This window comes from Streptomyces afghaniensis (genome assembly GCF_044327915.1).
Taxonomy (GTDB): Bacteria; Actinomycetota; Actinomycetes; order Streptomycetales; family Streptomycetaceae; genus Streptomyces; species Streptomyces afghaniensis.
Genome location: NZ_JBIRGJ010000003.1, coordinates 363,511 through 378,311 on the forward strand (window position 1 = coordinate 363,511; position 14,801 = coordinate 378,311).

19 protein-coding genes and 2 pseudogenes are annotated in these 14,801 nt (G+C 73.3%); 13 read left to right on the forward strand and 8 right to left on the reverse strand.

Annotated elements, in window-relative coordinates; all coding sequences use genetic code 11:
* The first annotated feature begins 47 nt into the window (after positions 1–47).
* The 5 genes from ACH4G3_RS12015 (at position 48) to ACH4G3_RS12035 (ending at position 3,507) form a co-directional block, all read left to right on the forward strand.
* Positions 48–251, forward strand: coding sequence for a cold-shock protein (locus ACH4G3_RS12015; RefSeq protein ID WP_004986771.1), 204 nt, complete (start codon positions 48–50; stop codon positions 249–251).
* Positions 252–449: 198 nt separating this feature from the next.
* Positions 450–1,937 carry a DEAD/DEAH box helicase gene (locus ACH4G3_RS12020; protein ID WP_397624339.1) on the forward strand — a complete coding sequence of 496 codons (1,488 nt, stop codon included), beginning with the start codon at positions 450–452 and terminating at the stop codon, positions 1,935–1,937.
* Between the two features lie 53 nt (positions 1,938–1,990).
* Entirely contained in the window at positions 1,991–2,338 is a 348-nt protein-coding gene (locus ACH4G3_RS12025) for a CBS domain-containing protein (protein ID WP_397624340.1), read from the forward strand.
* 46 nt (positions 2,339–2,384) lie between these two features.
* Entirely contained in the window at positions 2,385–2,696 is a 312-nt protein-coding gene (locus tag ACH4G3_RS12030; protein WP_397624341.1) for an SCO5918 family protein, read from the forward strand.
* Between the two features lie 457 nt (positions 2,697–3,153).
* Complete coding sequence (locus ACH4G3_RS12035; RefSeq protein ID WP_397624342.1) at positions 3,154–3,507, forward strand: helix-turn-helix domain-containing protein; 354 nt, start codon at positions 3,154–3,156, stop codon at positions 3,505–3,507.
* Positions 3,508–3,655: 148 nt separating this feature from the next.
* Here ACH4G3_RS12035 and ACH4G3_RS12040 read toward each other — a convergent pair whose 3' ends face one another.
* The 3 genes from ACH4G3_RS12040 to ACH4G3_RS12050 form a co-directional block, all read right to left on the reverse strand.
* Positions 3,656–3,871, reverse strand: a complete 216-nt coding sequence (locus ACH4G3_RS12040) for a hypothetical protein (RefSeq protein ID WP_397624343.1) — start codon at positions 3,869–3,871, stop codon at positions 3,656–3,658.
* Between the two features lie 5 nt (positions 3,872–3,876).
* Complete coding sequence (locus tag ACH4G3_RS12045; RefSeq protein ID WP_397624754.1) at positions 3,877–4,473, reverse strand: DUF5994 family protein; 597 nt, start codon at positions 4,471–4,473, stop codon at positions 3,877–3,879.
* A gap of 117 nt (positions 4,474–4,590) precedes the next feature.
* Positions 4,591–5,067: a DUF5994 family protein gene (locus tag ACH4G3_RS12050; protein ID WP_397624344.1), complete on the reverse strand. Its 477-nt coding sequence runs from the start codon at positions 5,065–5,067 to the stop codon at positions 4,591–4,593.
* A 148-nt stretch (positions 5,068–5,215) separates the two neighbouring features.
* Here ACH4G3_RS12050 and ACH4G3_RS12055 point away from each other — a divergent pair, with 148 nt between their 5' ends.
* Positions 5,216–5,467: a hypothetical protein gene (locus ACH4G3_RS12055; protein WP_397624345.1), complete on the forward strand. Its 252-nt coding sequence runs from the start codon at positions 5,216–5,218 to the stop codon at positions 5,465–5,467.
* A gap of 42 nt (positions 5,468–5,509) precedes the next feature.
* On the opposite strand, the gene ACH4G3_RS12060 is transcribed toward ACH4G3_RS12055, so the two are convergent.
* Together ACH4G3_RS12060 and ACH4G3_RS12065 are read right to left on the reverse strand one after the other, a co-directional pair.
* Positions 5,510–5,908 (reverse strand): DUF5994 family protein, encoded by a 399-nt coding sequence (locus tag ACH4G3_RS12060; protein WP_397624346.1) that lies wholly within the window; start codon positions 5,906–5,908, stop codon positions 5,510–5,512.
* 42 nt (positions 5,909–5,950) lie between these two features.
* Positions 5,951–6,166: pseudogene (locus ACH4G3_RS12065) on the reverse strand (acyl-CoA desaturase); the annotation flags it as partial.
* A 257-nt stretch (positions 6,167–6,423) separates the two neighbouring features.
* Here ACH4G3_RS12065 and ACH4G3_RS12070 point away from each other — a divergent pair.
* The 4 genes from ACH4G3_RS12070 to ACH4G3_RS12085 all read left to right on the forward strand — a co-directional run bounded on the left by ACH4G3_RS12070 (position 6,424) and on the right by ACH4G3_RS12085 (position 8,809).
* Positions 6,424–6,780 (forward strand): PRC-barrel domain-containing protein, encoded by a 357-nt coding sequence (locus ACH4G3_RS12070; protein WP_397624347.1) that lies wholly within the window; start codon positions 6,424–6,426, stop codon positions 6,778–6,780.
* A 38-nt stretch (positions 6,781–6,818) separates the two neighbouring features.
* Positions 6,819–6,989, forward strand: coding sequence for a hypothetical protein (locus ACH4G3_RS12075; protein WP_397624348.1), 171 nt, complete (start codon positions 6,819–6,821; stop codon positions 6,987–6,989).
* Positions 6,990–7,072: 83 nt separating this feature from the next.
* On the forward strand, positions 7,073–7,699 hold the full coding sequence (locus ACH4G3_RS12080; RefSeq protein WP_397624349.1) for a glyoxalase: 627 nt from the start codon (positions 7,073–7,075) through the stop codon (positions 7,697–7,699).
* A gap of 90 nt (positions 7,700–7,789) precedes the next feature.
* Positions 7,790–8,809: an NAD-dependent epimerase/dehydratase family protein gene (locus ACH4G3_RS12085; protein WP_397624350.1), complete on the forward strand. Its 1,020-nt coding sequence runs from the start codon at positions 7,790–7,792 to the stop codon at positions 8,807–8,809.
* Between the two features lie 36 nt (positions 8,810–8,845).
* Here the strand turns inward: ACH4G3_RS12085 and ACH4G3_RS12090 are convergent, their stop codons facing one another.
* Both ACH4G3_RS12090 and ACH4G3_RS12095 read right to left on the reverse strand, forming a co-directional pair.
* Positions 8,846–9,958, reverse strand: a complete 1,113-nt coding sequence (locus ACH4G3_RS12090; protein WP_397624351.1) for a sensor histidine kinase — start codon at positions 9,956–9,958, stop codon at positions 8,846–8,848.
* A complete protein-coding gene (locus tag ACH4G3_RS12095) occupies positions 9,955–10,695 on the reverse strand; it encodes a response regulator transcription factor (RefSeq protein WP_397624352.1) in 741 nt (246 codons plus the stop codon). Before ACH4G3_RS12095 ends, ACH4G3_RS12090 begins: the two co-directional genes overlap by 4 nt.
* A gap of 122 nt (positions 10,696–10,817) precedes the next feature.
* Between ACH4G3_RS12095 and ACH4G3_RS12100 the strand changes: the two genes are divergently transcribed.
* From ACH4G3_RS12100 to ACH4G3_RS12110, 3 genes and pseudogenes are all read left to right on the forward strand, one after another.
* Positions 10,818–11,522, forward strand: coding sequence for a glycosyltransferase family 2 protein (locus tag ACH4G3_RS12100; protein ID WP_397624353.1), 705 nt, complete (start codon positions 10,818–10,820; stop codon positions 11,520–11,522).
* A gap of 55 nt (positions 11,523–11,577) precedes the next feature.
* Positions 11,578–12,192, forward strand: a pseudogene (locus ACH4G3_RS12105) (TIGR04282 family arsenosugar biosynthesis glycosyltransferase); the annotation flags it as partial.
* 173 nt (positions 12,193–12,365) lie between these two features.
* A complete protein-coding gene (locus ACH4G3_RS12110) occupies positions 12,366–13,130 on the forward strand; it encodes a class I SAM-dependent methyltransferase (RefSeq protein WP_397624354.1) in 765 nt (254 codons plus the stop codon).
* 352 nt (positions 13,131–13,482) lie between these two features.
* Here ACH4G3_RS12110 and ACH4G3_RS12115 read toward each other — a convergent pair whose 3' ends face one another.
* Positions 13,483–14,724 carry a molybdopterin-dependent oxidoreductase gene (locus ACH4G3_RS12115; protein ID WP_397624355.1) on the reverse strand — a complete coding sequence of 414 codons (1,242 nt, stop codon included), beginning with the start codon at positions 14,722–14,724 and terminating at the stop codon, positions 13,483–13,485.
* Between the last annotated feature and the right edge of the window lie 77 nt (positions 14,725–14,801).

Sequence of the window (14,801 nt, forward strand, 5' to 3'; positions counted from 1 at the left end):
ATCCGCACAGGGCGAATTCCGAACATCGTCTCCGAAGGAGAATTAACATGGCTACTGGCACCGTGAAGTGGTTCAACGCGGAAAAGGGCTTCGGCTTCATCGAGCAGGACGGCGGCGGCGCCGACGTCTTCGCCCACTACTCGAACATCGCCGCCCAGGGCTTCCGTGAGCTGCTGGAAGGCCAGAAGGTGTCCTTCGACATCGCCCAGGGCCAGAAGGGCCCGACGGCCGAGAACATCGTTCCCGCCTGACATCGCGGCAGCAACGCATATTTCGCAGCTGGGGCCCGCACCTTGGGGTGCGGGCCCCAGCTCGCTGCTTTTCAGGGCGCGTGACAAGAACGCCGCGCCCAACATCTCAGGCTCGTTCTCGCGATTCTCTGCGCCGTTCGTTTTGCTGCGGAAATTCCTTGATACGTGCCTACCAGCTCACATCGAGGAAGGTTCCGCTTGAACCGCGCACGCACCACCCGCACGCCCCGCACCTACGACCGCTCCCGGGGCGCTGCCACCAAGGGCTCGGGGGCGCCGCGACGCTCCAAGGGCTACGACCGCCGGCCGGCCGCTCCCCAGGGGGAGTTCGCGCTGCCGGTGACGACCACGCCGGCGCTGCCCGCCGTCGAGGCGTTCGCCGACCTCGCCCTGCCGGCGCCGCTGCTGGCCGCGCTCGGCCACGAGGGCGTGACCGTACCGTTCCCCATCCAGGGGGCGACCCTGCCGAACTCGCTCGCCGGGCGTGACGTGCTCGGCCGCGGCCGTACCGGATCGGGCAAGACCCTCGCCTTCGGCCTCGCACTGCTGGCCCGTACCGCCGGCCGGCGCGCGGCCCCCAGGCAGCCGCTCGCCCTGGTCCTGGTCCCCACCCGCGAGCTCGCCCAGCAGGTGACCGACGCGCTCACCCCGTACGCCCGCTCCGTGCGGCTGAAGCTGGCCACCGTGGTCGGCGGCATGTCGATCGGCAGGCAGGCGGGTGCGCTGCGGGCCGGTGCGGAGGTCGTCGTCGCGACGCCGGGGCGGCTGAAGGACCTCATCGACCGCGGCGACTGCCGGCTGGACGACGTCGCCATCACCGTCCTCGACGAGGCCGACCAGATGGCCGACATGGGCTTCATGCCCCAGGTGACGGCCCTGCTCGACCAGGTGCGCCCCGAGGGGCAGCGGATGCTCTTCTCGGCCACCCTGGACCGCAATGTCGACCGGCTGGTCCGCACCTACCTGTCGGACCCGGTGGTGCACTCCGTCGACCCGTCGGCGGGTGCGGTCACCACGATGGAGCACCACGTGCTGCACGTGCACGAAGCGGACAAGCACCGCACGACGACCGAGATCGCGGCGCGGGACGGCCGGGTGATCATGTTCCTGGACACCAAGCGCGCCGTGGACCGGCTGACCGAGCACCTGCTGCACAACGGCGTCCGCGCCGCGGCTCTGCACGGCGGCAAGTCCCAGCCCCAGCGCACGCGGACCCTCGCCCAGTTCAAGACCGGCCATGTGACGGTGCTGGTGGCGACCAACGTCGCGGCCCGCGGCATCCACGTCGACAACCTCGACCTGGTCGTCAACGTGGATCCGCCCACCGACCACAAGGACTACCTGCACCGCGGCGGCCGTACCGCCCGCGCCGGCGAGTCCGGCAGCGTCGTCACCCTCGTGACACCCGGCCAGCGCCGCGGCATGACCCGGCTGATGGCCTCGGCCGCCATCACCCCCCAGGTCACGCCGGTGCGTTCGGGTGAAGCGGAGCTGAGCCGGATCACCGGCGCCCAGACCCCGTCCGGTGTCCCGGTCGTCATCACCGCGCCGGCCCCGGCACACCCCCGCCGTGGCACGTCCTCCGGAGCCCCCTCGTCCCGGGGCCGCCGCCCCTCCCGGGGACGCCCCACCGGACAGGCGGGGCGGCGCACGGCGCAGCGGCCCGCCTACGACCCGGCGGCCTAGTGGCGTCGACCGGCAGTCGGGCCAGTAGCTCACCCATCACCGAGGAGGCAGCTTTGACACCGGTTCAGACGCAGCGCCGGCAGGCGGATCCCTGCCCCGTGACCGTGCTCGACGGCATGGACGGATCCGGCCCCCGGGTCCGGGACGACATGACCGTCGAGGTCGCACTGTCCGTCATGGCCGGTGCCCGGGTCGACCACCTCCTCCTGTGCGACGCGGACGACCAGTGCACGGGCTCGGTCACCAGGGCCGAACTCGCCGTTCACCGCGGCAGCGCCGCGTACACGGACCGGACCCGGCTGCGGGACGTCCTCGGCGGACCGTTCGCCTCGCCCGTCCCCCGGATCCCCGCCCTCGGGGAGCACGGCCGGACCCCGGGCGTCCTCGCCCTCTCCAGCTGATCCGCCTCGCCCGGTCAGCCCGTTCTCCTTCTCCCTGAGGGGCATCATGCGCTGTGTCATCGCCCGGTACCCGTTCGACCTGACCAAGGACGGGGTGCTGGCCTCGATGAAGGGCATCACGCCCGAGCTCGTCACCGGTGAGTCCGTGACCATCGGCCGCCGCCGCTACCCCGTCAAGCAGGTGGGCCAGGTCATCACCCGGCAGGACCCCCGCGACTTCACCGCCGGCGAGGTCGTCCGGGCCATGACCCGCCTCGGCTTCACCTGCCACGCCCACCCCGAGGCCGCGCCCGTGCGCGCGGCCACCCCGCTCCAGACCGCGTCGGCACTGCTCGGCGCCACACCCCTGGACGCATGAGGACGGGCGGACGACCGCCCACCCCGATCCCGATGAGGGCCCTGCCGACGCGCGTCGGCAGGGCCCTCGTCGTCGTCTCGCGGTCCTTGCGGGCCACAAGCAATGTGCGCCTCCAGCGAACGAAAATCTACTCTTGTCAGAGTAGACATTGAGCTTCGGCGCGGTTAGCCTTTTTCTCGTTGACACGGATCACTGATCGAAGAAGGACGGAGGAGCAGACGCCATCAGGATCGCCCGGCCCGAGCAGCGCTCGGCCGGGTACCGCAAGACCCCGGATTGGAAGGTGGTCCCCGGTCACGCAGCCGCGATCCCCGCATCCCCCCTCCTGCAGGGCCGGTAGCGGAAACAGAAGGTCGGCGCAGCATTAGGGCCGACAGATGGTGTTCAATTTCCTTCGGGGCCCTGGTGCCGTACGGCACCAGGGCCCCTCGACGCGTGCGTTGCACTACGAGGTGACATGACAGCAGATACCCCGCTCAGCGATCGTCTGGACGACGACGACTACCCCGCGTACACCATGGGGCGGGCCGCCGAGATGCTCGGCACCACTCCGGCCTTCCTCCGAGCCATCGGTGAGGCTCGTCTGATCACTCCGCTGCGCTCGGAGGGCGGACACCGCCGGTACTCCCGCTACCAGCTGCGCGTCGCCGCGCGTGCCCGCGAACTCGTCGACCGGGGGACGCCGATCGAGGCCGCCTGCCGCATCGTCATCCTCGAGGACCAGCTCGAGGAGGCCCAGCGCATCAACGCCGAGTACCGCCGCCGCGCCGGGCACGACACGCCCGAAGGTTCCTCCGCCGAATCCGGCTGATCACCTCGGCGTGTACAGGCCGGCCGACAACCGCACGTCGCCGCTCAGCACCGGGTCGTACAGGAGAAAGCAGCACCGCGCGGAAACTTGGCGTCAGTCCGAGCGAGTACCGCATGCGCGAGGAAGTGCCTTCCCGCCCGGGTCACGCCTACTGGGTGTCAGACGGCCGTCGCGTGCGGCGCCGGGAGAACCGGCCGTGGGCCTTGCGCCGGGCCGCTGGATCCGGTCCCGCGACAGGCAGACCGGAGCGGCCGTAGTGGAAGGCGGCGATGCGGTCGCTGTGCTGGGAGTTCAGCTGGTGGATGAGGAACACGCCGAGGACGATCATCCCCAGGATCGCGGCCACGGTCACGAATGTCTCCACGGTTCTCACCTTCCCATCGGCTGCTGCGGCACCGCGGCGGTCACGGCCGGGATCCGCGGACGGGCGGCCGGCTCGCGGGCCTCGTGTCCTCCCTCGGAGTCCCAGACCGCCTCGACGGCCCGGTCGGCCTCGTACGCCGTCCGCGAGCGCGCCTCCTCCTCCATCAACCGGCTCGCGGTCGACGTGCCGAACGGGTCGCTCGCGGCGGCCATCAGCCGGGCGGCCGAGTCGGGAGGCGTCTGCGGCGGGACCACCAGGAGGTTCCAGCGGCCCACGCGGTACGACAACAGCAGCAGTTCGTGCGGATCCTGCTCGGGCAGGAACCAGCCCACCTTCACCACGTGCCCGGCGACGGGCACCTTGCGGGGTACGGCCGGCCAGTGCGTGGGATTCACCGTCACCCGGGTGATCCGCCCCCACAGCGGGTCCAGTACGGCGGCGAGGGAGGGGAGTTCCGCCCCGAGATCGCGGGAGCGGGGCCACCAGGCGCCGTCCAGCAGAGCCGGTGCGGGACCGACGGGAGCGAGCGACAGACGGGGGGAGGACGAGGAGAACCGGTCATCGGCTTCGGCTGTCAGGCGGTGGGAAACGGTCGCAGTCATCATGGCGCGAACCCTGCCCCGGGCCGACCACGGCCGGCCCGGCATATTCGATCGCCGAAAACGACACGAGCCTGGAAGCCGGTGCGCGGAATGTCCTCGGTACGTCAACCGTACTCCTCAGTCCGCCCGGTCGGTGCCCGTGTCGATGAGGATCTGTTCGGCCTGTGCCTCGCTGCCGGCGCGGACGGCCTCGGCCATGGCGGCGCGCGCGGCGTCGGGCGTGGCGTGCGGCGGCACCACGAGGAGGGAGAAGAGGTCCTGCCCGCCCCGGGTGATGAGGACGGTGGCGTCGCCGACCGCGGACGAGTCGATGTGGACGACACGGCCGTCGACGGTCATCCGCGTCGGCAGTTCGTCCCAGGCCCCGGCGTCCAGGCCGACACGGGTGATGGGCCCGAGGTACTCGGTCAGTGCGGCTATCAGGCCGGGGAGTTCGGCGGCGATGTCGCGGGAGCGCGGCCACCACGCCCCGTCGAGCACGCCCTGCCGGTCGTGTGTCGTCTCCAGCCGTACGACGGCCGTGCCGGGCCGTACGGCCTGGTGGACGGTGTCCGGCAGGAGCCTGGTCACGCGCGGGGAGTCGGAGTCGGCCATCGCTCTCGCCTGCCTGCCCTGCCGGGATCCGGAAACCGAGCGGCTTCCTCGTTTCACGGTACTCTCGGGCCGCCGGCGCCCGGAGATCCCGGAGTAGAGTGAGAGATCCGGCCCGTCTCATTCCGGGACATCGAACTCCGAGGTCGCCATGCAGTCCACGGAACCATCCTCGGACGGGCACGCCGAGGTCCGCATCGTCGCCGCATCGCCCGAAGTCGCTCGTCGGGTCGCGGAGATTCTCCGCCATTGCTTCGCCGCCACCGAACAGCGCAGCTACCCCGCGGGCCCCGACGGAGGAACCCGCCTCGACCTCACCGTGGACACCACCCGCGCGGCAGAACCCGCACGGTCGTGGCTCGAGACCAGCCGGGCCGTGGAGGACAGCCGCCGCCGGAGGTGAGACGTGCCCGCGGATGCGGTCGGCCGCTGCCCTCGGACGCGGTCACACCCGGCCGCTCGCGGCGGCCGCCATCAGCGGTGCCGCGGCCTCCTCGGTCGTGTCCGGCGGCACGACCAGCAGATCCCAGCGCCCCCGGCCGGGGGCGAGCAGGACGACGGTGTGCGGGGCGGACGCCGCGAGGGCTCTGTGCAGTCCCACGACCTGGTTGGAGACGAGCATCCTGCCGGGTGCCGCGGACCACGTCGCCCCGTTGACGGTGACGCTGGTGATGTGACCCCAGGCCCGCGGCAACCCGGCGAGCAGCGACGGGAGTTCCGCGAGCAGGTCGTACGAGCGGGGCCACCACGCCCCGTCGATGGGCCGGGGCATGGTGCTGCGGGGTGCGAGACGCAGCCGGAGAACCGGGTGGGAGGGAAGCGGGGGCTGTAGCGCGGTGCTCATGAGGGCTCCTGCCGACGGACACGAGGGGTCGGGTGGGCGGTGTCAGACGCGACGGGCCGCGACCCGTTCCGCGGTCGGCCAGCGCACGCCGTGCACCCAGCCGAGGCGTTCGAGGAGGCGGATGACGGCGGCGGAGGGGTCGACCTGGCCGCGGTCGACGCCGAGACGGGCGCTGGTGGGGTCGGCGTGGTGGAGGTTGTACCGGCTCTCGCCGAACGAGAGCAGGGCGAGGGGCCACAGGTTGGTGGCCCGGTCGTAGCCCTGGGGCGACGGGGCGGGGTCCGGCGGGGGGACCGCCGGGGACGTGGTCGGACTGTGCGGCGACGGCATGTGTGGCTCCTCGGCCTGTGTGCGGATGCGCGGCCGGGATCACGGGCTGCCCATGCGAGGACGGATGGCGCGTGATGTCCGGAACCCGTCAGAATTCCGGCATACGGAAAGTCCTCGTCCGCCCCACCGTACTCCGGCCCGGGCGGGAGTAGGGTGAATTGGGCGAACCAGACAGGGGGCGCGGCATGATCCGTTCAGCCGACATCCGCGAATGGCGCGACCATGACGTGGTCGACCCGAAGCAGCACAAGATCGGCATGCTCGAAGCGGTCTACGTGGACACCGCCACCGACGAACCGGCCATGGCCACCGTCCGGACCGGGCTGCCCAGCCGTCGGCGCCTGGTCTTCGTCCCCCTCGACGACGCCGTTCTCGGGCCGGACTACGTCAAGGTGCCCTACGCCAGGGGACAGGTGCGCAAAGCCCCCTCGATCGGGACGGACGACATCCTGCCGGCCGAGCGGGAGGAGGAGATCTTCCGGCACTACGGCATGACGTACCAGGCCGGGGCAGGGGGCGAACGCCGACTCGCCCGCGGGTGACCGGCAGGCACGTGGCACAGGAGAGGTGGTCCGCGGTGATGGCGCTCTTCCTTCTGGTCGTCCTCGTGGCCGTCGTCCTGGGGATCATCGGTGTGGCAGCGGACGGCCTGGACTATCTCCTGGCCATCGGCATCGCGCTCTTCGCGGTCGACGTGATCTTCTTCGCGGTATGGCTGTCCCGGCACGCGGGTCGACGGCCCGTGCGCTGACGAGGGGGCTCCCCCTGCCGGGTTCCCCGTTCCGGTCAGGATTCGAGAAGCGCGGGTCCCGTGCCGCGCCTAGCGTCGGTGTCATGACTTCCATCGAATCCGTCACCCTCGAGGTGGACGACCCCGCAGCCGCCCGCCGCTTCTACAGCAGCGCGTTCGGGCTGGACAGACAGGTGCGCGTGCGGGCCGCGGACGCTCCGACGACCGGCTTCCGCGGGTTCACACTGTCGCTCGTGGTGTCCCAGCCGGCCGATGTCAACGCCCTCGTCGACGCCGCCGTGGAGGCCGGCGCCACGACGCTCAAGCCCGCCGCCAGGTCGCTGTGGGGTTACGGCGGTGTGGTGCAGGCGCCGGACGGGACGATCTGGCAGATCGCGTCGTCGTCGAAGAAGGACACCGGCCCGGCCACCCGGCGGATCGACGAGATCGTGCTCCTGCTGGGGGTCGCGGACATGGCCGGGAGCAAGCGGTTCTACGTCGAGCACGGCGTCCCCGTGGCGAAGAGCTTCGGCAGCAAGTACGTCGAGTTCGACACCGGGTCGGGCGCCGTCAAGCTGGCGCTGTACAAGCGCCGGGGCCTGGCCAAGCTCGTCGGCGTCTCTCCCGACGGGACCGGATCGCACCGGCTCACGGTCAACGGCGACGCCGGGCCCTTCACCGACCCGGACGGGTTCGCGTGGGCGACCGCTTCGGAGACCGCGTCGCTGTGACCGCGACCGCGACCGTGGGCGATCTTACGGAGTCGTGACGTGCGGGCGCGGTCCCGTCGTGCGGCGGGGTCGCGGGCCTAGCGTGGCCGTATGCGCGTACTGGTCACCGGCGGTGCCGGGTTCATCGGGTCCCACGTGGTCGCCGCCCTCCGGGAGCGCGGGCACGAGGCGGTCGTGTTCGACGTGCGGGAGGACACCGCCGACGACGTGCGGGACGCGGCCGCCGTCGGCCGTGCCCTGGCCGGTGTGGACGCCGTGTGCCACCAGGCCGCGAGGGTCGGGCTCGGCAACGGGGTCGCCGACGCGGCGGAGTACGCCTCGCACAACGACCTCGGGACCGCCGTACTGCTCGCCGCCATGGCGGAGGCAGGGGTACGGCGTCTCGTGCTGGCCGGGTCGATGGTGGTCTACGGGGAGGGGCGGTACGAGTGCCCCCGGCACGGGGTCGTACGGCCCGGGCCACGTGCCGTCACCGACCTCGACGCCGGCCGGTTCGAGCCGCCGTGCCCGGCGTGCGGGGCGGACCTCGCCCCCGGGCTGGTCGGCGAGGACGCCCCGGCCGATCCGAGGAACGTCTACGCGACGACCAAACTGGCCCAGGAGCACCTGGCCGCCGCCTGGGCCCGCTGCACCGGCGGGTCGGCGGTGTCGCTGCGCTACCACAACGTGTATGGGCCCGGCATGCCCCGCGACACCCCGTACGCCGGTGTCGCCTCCTTCTTCCGCTCGGCGCTCGCCCGGGGCGAGGCACCGCGCGTGTTCGAGGACGGGCGGCAGCGGCGGGACTTCGTGCACGTCCGGGACGTGGCGGCCGCCAATGCGGCGGCCCTGGCGGCGGAGGCCGCCCCGGGCGTGCTCACGGCGTACAACACCGGCAGCGGCGACCCGCACACCGTCGGGGAGATGGCACGGGCGCTGGCCGCCGCGTACGGCGGGCCCGAACCCGTCGTCACCGGCGAGTACCGGCTCGGGGACGTACGGCACATCACCGCCGACTCCGCGCGGCTGCGGGACGCGCTGGGCTGGAAGCCGGAGGTCGGATTCGAGGAGGGCATGGCGGAGTTCGCGCGGGCCGGGATGCGGGACGCGCAGGAGCCGTCGGCCCTGTGAGGCCCGGCTCGCGAAGGACCGGTGGTGCTGCCCGTGTCAAGAAGCGGCCGCGGGCAGCACCACCTCGAAACGGCAGCCGCCGGGGATGTTCCGTACGGTGGCCCGGCCCTGGTGCGCCTCCACGATCCCCCGGACGATGGCGAGGCCGAGGCCCGCGCCGGCCGGGGGTGTCCGGGCGTGCGTGCCGCGCCAGCCGGTGTCGAAGACGCGCGGCAGGTCCTCGTCGGGGATGCCGCCGCAGCCGTCCGTCACGGACAGCACCACACCCTCGGTGGAGCGTTCCGCGGTGACGGCGACCGTGCCGTCGGCCGGGGTCCGGCGGATGGCGTTGACCAGCAGATTGCCCAGCACCCGGCTCATCTCCTTGCCGTCCACCTCCACCGGCACCGGCTCGATACGGCCGCCCACCAGCCGCACCCCGTGCTCCCGGGCCAGCGGGTCGGCTCCCGCCAGCGCGTCGCCCACCAGGTCGTACAGGGAGATCCGGCTGGGGGCCAGGGCGAGCGCGCCGGCGTGGATGCGGGAGAGTTCGAAGAGGTCGCCGACCATGTCGTTGAGGCGTTCGACCTCGGTGCGGATCTGCTTCAGATAGCGCCCGGGGTCGGCGGCGACGCCGTCCTCCAGGGCCTCCGACATGGCGCGCAGACCGGCCAGCGGGGTGCGCAGGTCGTGCGAGATCCAGGCGACGAGCTCGCGCCGGGAGGCCTCCAGCGCGCGTTCCCGCTCCCGGGACTCGGCGAGCCGGGCGCTGGTGGCGGCCAGTTCACGGCTCAGGTGGTCCAGTTCGGCCGGCGTCGGGCCGTCGGGCGCGGCGAAGGCGCCGCCGTCGCCGAAGGAGCGTGCGGCGACGGCGAGTTCGCGGCTGCGGGCGACGACCCAGCGGCCCAGCAGCAGCGCGGTGGCCAGGGAGACGACGGCCGCCATGGCGACGACGGTCGTGACGACGGACAGGTCGTGCGGGGAGAGGAACATCGCCCAGGCGACGGCGAGCGTGCCCGCGAGCATCGCGACGACCCCGACCGCCGCGACCACGGCGAGCGAGGCGGTCAGCGACCGGCGCCGGATCAGGCGCAGCGCCCCGGCCCCGGCCAGGCCGGTGGCCGCGGCACCGGCGAACGCATAGACGGCGATGAGGAGGGTGTCGTTCACGATCCGGCCTCCTCTCCGGTGGTTCCCGTGGCGTCGAAGCGGTAGCCCACGCCCCACACGGTCTGGATCAGGCGGGGCCGGGCCGGGTCGTCCTCGACCTTCCCGCGCAGGCGGCGGACGTGGACCGTGACGGTCGACAGGTCACCGAAGTCCCACCCCCACACCTCGCGCATCAGGTCCTCGCGGCCGAAGGCCCGGCCGGGGTGGCGCAGGAAGAAGGAGAGCAGGTCGAACTCGCGCAGGGTGAGGGCAAGTTCGGTGCCGTTCTTGGTGGCCCGGCGGGCTGCCGGGTCGACGGTCAGACCGGCCGCCCCCAGCCGGTGCCCGGGTGCGGCGGGCCGGCTGCGGCGCAGCACCGACTCCACGCGCAGCACCAGTTCGCGGGGGCTGAAGGGCTTGGTGACGTAGTCGTCGGCGCCCACCTCCAGGCCCAGGACGCGGTCGTCCTCGTCGCCGCGGGCGGTGAGCATGATGACCGGGACCGGCCCGTGTCCGCGCATCCGCCGGCACACCTCCAGGCCGTCCATCCCGGGCAGCATCAGGTCGAGGACGACCAGGTCAGGCCAGTGCGCGGCGGCGCGGGTGAGGGCGGTCGGGCCGTCGTCGGCGCGGTCCACGACGTAACCGGCGCGGTCCAGATACCCGGCGACGACCTCCGCGACGGTCGGATCGTCGTCGACGACCAGGACCCGCGGGGACCCGTCGCGGGTCTCCTCGTGCTGCTGGGGCTGCTGCATGGCTCCAGCGTCGCACCGGGCCGCCGGGGATGCCCCGTCCGGACGCCCCTCGGCCGTCGACGTCCGCGTTTCGTAAGGAGCGGGAGTCCGGTATGCCCGTTTCGCGTTCGTAGGGTGAGACCGTGACGACGACTCCTTCGGACGTCGACGTGGTGCTGCCCTGCCTGAACGAGGCCGAGGCCCTGCCCTGGGTGCTCGAACGGATCCCGCCGGGCTGGCGCGCACTCGTCGTCGACAACGGTTCCACCGACGGCTCGGCCCGGGTCGCCCGCGCGTTCGGCGCGACGGTGGTGCCCGAGCCGCGCCGGGGCTTCGGCGCGGCCTGCCACGCCGGGCTGCTGGCCGCCACCGCCGACGTGGTGTGCTTCTGCGACTGCGACGCCTCCCTCGACCCCTCGCTCCTCGTCCCCTTCGTGACCGAGGTGCGGGACGGCGCGGCCGACCTGGTCCTCGGGCGGCGGCGTCCGCAGGGGCGGGGCGCGTGGCCCGCGCATGCCCGGGCCGGGAACCTCGCGCTCGCGCGGATGCTGCGCCGTCGCACCGGGCTGCGGCTGCACGACCTCGGTCCCCTGCGCGCCGCCCGCCGCGAACCGCTGCTCGCCCTCGGTCTCACCGACCGGCGCAGCGGTTATCCGCTCCAGATGGTGGTGCGCGCGGCCGACGCCGGCTGGCGGATCGCCGAGCACGACGTGCCGTATCTGCCGCGCACCGGGGCCTCGAAGGTGACGGGCACGTGGCGCGGCACCTGGCAGGCCGTACGGGACATGAGCCGGGTACTGGGCGAGGCGCCCGGCGGGACTCCGGCCGTGGGAAGGGGCCGGACATGAGCCCGGTACAGGGCGAGGCGCCCGGCGCGACTCCGGCCGTGGGAAGGGGCGTTCGGTGACCACACTGCTCGTCATCGCCAAGGAGCCGCGCCCCGGCCGGGTCAAGACCCGGCTCACCCCGCCGTTCACGCCCCGTCAGGCCGCGTCCCTCGCCGAGGCGTCCCTCGCCGACACCCTGGGCGCGGTCGCGGCGGCCCCGGCCGGCCGCAGAATCCTCGTCCTCGACGGGGAAACCGGCCCTTGGCTGCCGCCCGGCTTCGACGTCGTGCCGCAGTGCGCGGGCGGGCTCGACGAGCGGCTGGCGGACGCCTTCGCGCGCTGCGCCGGCCCGGCCCTGCTCATCGGCATGGACACGCCGCAGGTGACGCCGGAGCTGCTCGCCGTGGACTTCACCGGCTGCGACGCCTGGTTCGGCCCGGCCGAGGACGGCGGCTTCTGGGCCCTCGGCCTGGCCCGCCCGGACCCCGCCCTCGTGCGGGGCGTGCCCATGTCGACCGCCGCGACCGGAGCCGTCCAACGGGACCGGCTCGTCGCGGCCGGCCTGCGGGTCCGCGACCTGCCCCGCCTGCGCGACGTCGACACGGCGGCCGACGCCCACGCCGTCGCCGCGCTGGCCCCGGACGGGCGGTTCGCGGCGCGGCTGGCCGGGTGTGCGGCGCCGGACTCCCGTGCGGACGGGCGGTTCGCGGCGCGGCCTGCCGGGTCTGTGGAGCGGGACTCCCGTACGGACGGGTCGTTCGCGGCGCGGCCGGCCGGGTCTGCGGCGCCGGACTCGCGCCCGGACGGGGGCACAGGGCGGCCTTCTCGGTATGCGGCGCCGGACTCCCGCCCGGACGGGCCCCGATGAGCGCCCCGCCAGCCACCGCCGTCGCCTGGGCGGCCGCCGACCCCTACGCCGCTGCCCTGCGTGCCGGCCAGGGGCCGCTGTTCCTGCGGCGGGCCGACGGCTGGCTGCTGCCACTTGAGGTGGAGCGCTGGTGTGCGCGGGCCGACGCGGTGGACCGGGGCGTGCTGGACCGGTGCGAGGGAACCGTGCTGGATGTGGGATGCGGGCCCGGGCGGCTGGTGGCGGAACTCGCCGCGCGGGGCAGGGCCGTACTCGGCATCGACGTCAGCGCAGCCGCCGTCGACCACACCGTACGGACGGGCGGCCAGGCGCTGCGGCGCTCGGTTTTCGAGCCGCTGCCCGGCGAGGGCCGCTGGGACACCGTCCTGCTCATGGACGGCAACATCGGCATCGGCGGCGACCCGCGCGCCCTGCTGGACCGCGTTGCCGGGCTCCTGCGCCCCGGCGGCCTGCTGATCGCCGAGACGGCACCGGTGGACATCGACGAACGCGCCCACGTGCGGGTCGTCGGCCACACGGACGCCCGCGGCACCGGCGACCCCTTCCCCTGGGCGCGGCTCGGCACGCCCGCCCTGCTCCGGTACGCCCGGGGCTGGGCGCGGGCCGGTCAGTGGACGGCCGACGGCCGCCGCTTCGCCGCCCTGCGCACCCGCACCAGCCGCACCGCCAGCAGCAGCGCCGAGCCGCCGAAGAGGGCGGCGGTGATCAGCAGCCAGCGAGCGGGGAACACATCCGCGGGCAGGCCGGTTCCGGACCGGTAACGCCGCTCCACCATGCCGCTGATCAGCGGGAACCACACCAGGAGCAGCAGCCCGGAGAGGGCCGCCGGTACGCGCACGTAGACCACCCACTCCCGGCGCCGGACCGCGCCGAGCCCTCGTACGACCGCCCGGTCCACGGCCGCGTACAACGGCAGCAGCACGAGGTCGTGCAGCAGCGCCGCGCCGACGAACCACAGCGCGACGCCGAGCCAGTCACCGGCGAGCAGCCGTACGCCCGCGTAGGCGGCGAGCGCGAACGAGCAGGCGAGCAGGAGGAGCTGGAAGGGGTTTCCGACGGGGAGCCGTGGGGAGCGCGTCAGTCGCGGGCGGCACGTCAGTCGCGGTCGGCGCATCACAGGTCTCCGAACGTCATCCGGGCCACCCACTTGGTGTTCAGCACACCGGGTGCCGCGGGCACGATGATCCGCGCCGGGTGGCCGTGGTCGGGGGACAGCTCCTCGCCGTTGACGTACAGGGCGAGCAGGGAACGCGGGTCGGCGACCTGGTTGGCGCGCAGGGCGGCGCTGCGGAAGGCACCCCGCCGCTGGAGGGACTCGACGAACACGTCCGGCCGGTCGTCGGCGTCGTAGCCGACGAGAGCCGCGAGATCGCGCAGCCGCACCCCGCGCCACCACTGGTCCGACGTCGACCAGCCCTCCACACAGGCGATGGGCAACGCCGAGCTGTGCAAGGGCAGTTCGGCGAGCTGGGCGCGGCTGAGGCGAATGGTCCCCGTGCGCCCGGTGATGACGAGCCGCCAGGCGTCCTCGCCGGTCTCGGCCGCGCTGATCCCGGCGTAGGCGGCGGTCTTGTTGATCTGGAAGCCGTTCGGGCCGCTGCCGGGTTCGCCGCCGCCGTGCGGTGCGAGGAGGGCGGTGCGCCGCAGCGCACCGTCGAAGTTCTGCCCGACCGTCGTCACGAACAGCAACAGCGAGCCGCCCCCGACGAACCACAGGGCACCGCGCCGGGAGACGGTCGGCTCGGCGGGGCGCGGCGACACGAGGTCGTTCCGCTCCTCCCGCAGATGCCGCAGATTGCGCAGCGCCGTGGGCATCTTCAGCAGCACGTGGGCGACGAAAGCGGCGAAGAACACCCACGCGCCGTAGAAGTGCAGCGGGTAGAAGGAGCCGGGGAAGACGTAGTCGAGCTGGACGTTGAGCACACCCGTCACGAACTCGAACAGCGCGCCGCCCACCAGGAGCAGCAGCGAGATCCGCTCCAGGGCGTGCGTGAGGGAGCGGGCCGGCGGCAGCGCGAACAGCCTCGGGATCACGGACCACAGCTTGGCGAGCAGGACGGGGATCAGGGTGATGCCGAGGGTGACGTGGACGCCCTGGTTGAGCCGGTACAGCCAGTGCGGATGCGTCGGCCAGGCGAAGAGGTAGAAGCCGAGGATGCCCTTGTCCGGGGTCTTGTCGTTCACCGGCGACAGGTCCGGGTTGTAGGCGGCGTACGAGACGAGGCCGGTCACGAACAGCACGGTGATGCCGACGAGCAGGACGAGGCCCAGCACGGAGGTGAACCAGGGGCCGCGCAGGGGGCTGCGCCAGAAGCCGGGCGAGGAGGGGAGCCGGGGGGCGTCGGGGTCGCGCATGTCCCGACGGTAGGCCGGGACCACCCCATGAAAGGGTGCGCAACCCATGACGAAACGCTGACGTCCGGCCCGGACGG

What these genes read in the sequence shown, in the direction of transcription:
- ACH4G3_RS12015 (WP_004986771.1), top strand. Translation starts at nt 48, where the DNA reads ATGGCTACTGGCACCGTGAAGTGGTTCAACGCGGAAAAGGGCTTCGGC.
- ACH4G3_RS12030 (WP_397624341.1), top strand. Translation starts at nt 2,385, where the DNA reads ATGCGCTGTGTCATCGCCCGGTACCCGTTCGACCTGACCAAGGACGGG.
- ACH4G3_RS12035 (WP_397624342.1), top strand. Translation starts at nt 3,154, where the DNA reads ATGACAGCAGATACCCCGCTCAGCGATCGTCTGGACGACGACGACTAC.
- ACH4G3_RS12045 (WP_397624754.1), bottom strand. Translation starts at nt 4,473, where the DNA reads ATGACTGCGACCGTTTCCCACCGCCTGACAGCCGAAGCCGATGACCGG.
- ACH4G3_RS12050 (WP_397624344.1), bottom strand. Translation starts at nt 5,067, where the DNA reads ATGGCCGACTCCGACTCCCCGCGCGTGACCAGGCTCCTGCCGGACACC.
- ACH4G3_RS12055 (WP_397624345.1), top strand. Translation starts at nt 5,216, where the DNA reads ATGCAGTCCACGGAACCATCCTCGGACGGGCACGCCGAGGTCCGCATC.
- ACH4G3_RS12060 (WP_397624346.1), bottom strand. Translation starts at nt 5,908, where the DNA reads ATGAGCACCGCGCTACAGCCCCCGCTTCCCTCCCACCCGGTTCTCCGG.
- ACH4G3_RS12070 (WP_397624347.1), top strand. Translation starts at nt 6,424, where the DNA reads ATGATCCGTTCAGCCGACATCCGCGAATGGCGCGACCATGACGTGGTC.
- ACH4G3_RS12075 (WP_397624348.1), top strand. Translation starts at nt 6,819, where the DNA reads ATGGCGCTCTTCCTTCTGGTCGTCCTCGTGGCCGTCGTCCTGGGGATC.
- ACH4G3_RS12080 (WP_397624349.1), top strand. Translation starts at nt 7,073, where the DNA reads ATGACTTCCATCGAATCCGTCACCCTCGAGGTGGACGACCCCGCAGCC.
- ACH4G3_RS12085 (WP_397624350.1), top strand. Translation starts at nt 7,790, where the DNA reads ATGCGCGTACTGGTCACCGGCGGTGCCGGGTTCATCGGGTCCCACGTG.
- ACH4G3_RS12095 (WP_397624352.1), bottom strand. Translation starts at nt 10,695, where the DNA reads ATGCAGCAGCCCCAGCAGCACGAGGAGACCCGCGACGGGTCCCCGCGG.
- ACH4G3_RS12110 (WP_397624354.1), top strand. Translation starts at nt 12,366, where the DNA reads ATGAGCGCCCCGCCAGCCACCGCCGTCGCCTGGGCGGCCGCCGACCCC.
- ACH4G3_RS12115 (WP_397624355.1), bottom strand. Translation starts at nt 14,724, where the DNA reads ATGCGCGACCCCGACGCCCCCCGGCTCCCCTCCTCGCCCGGCTTCTGG.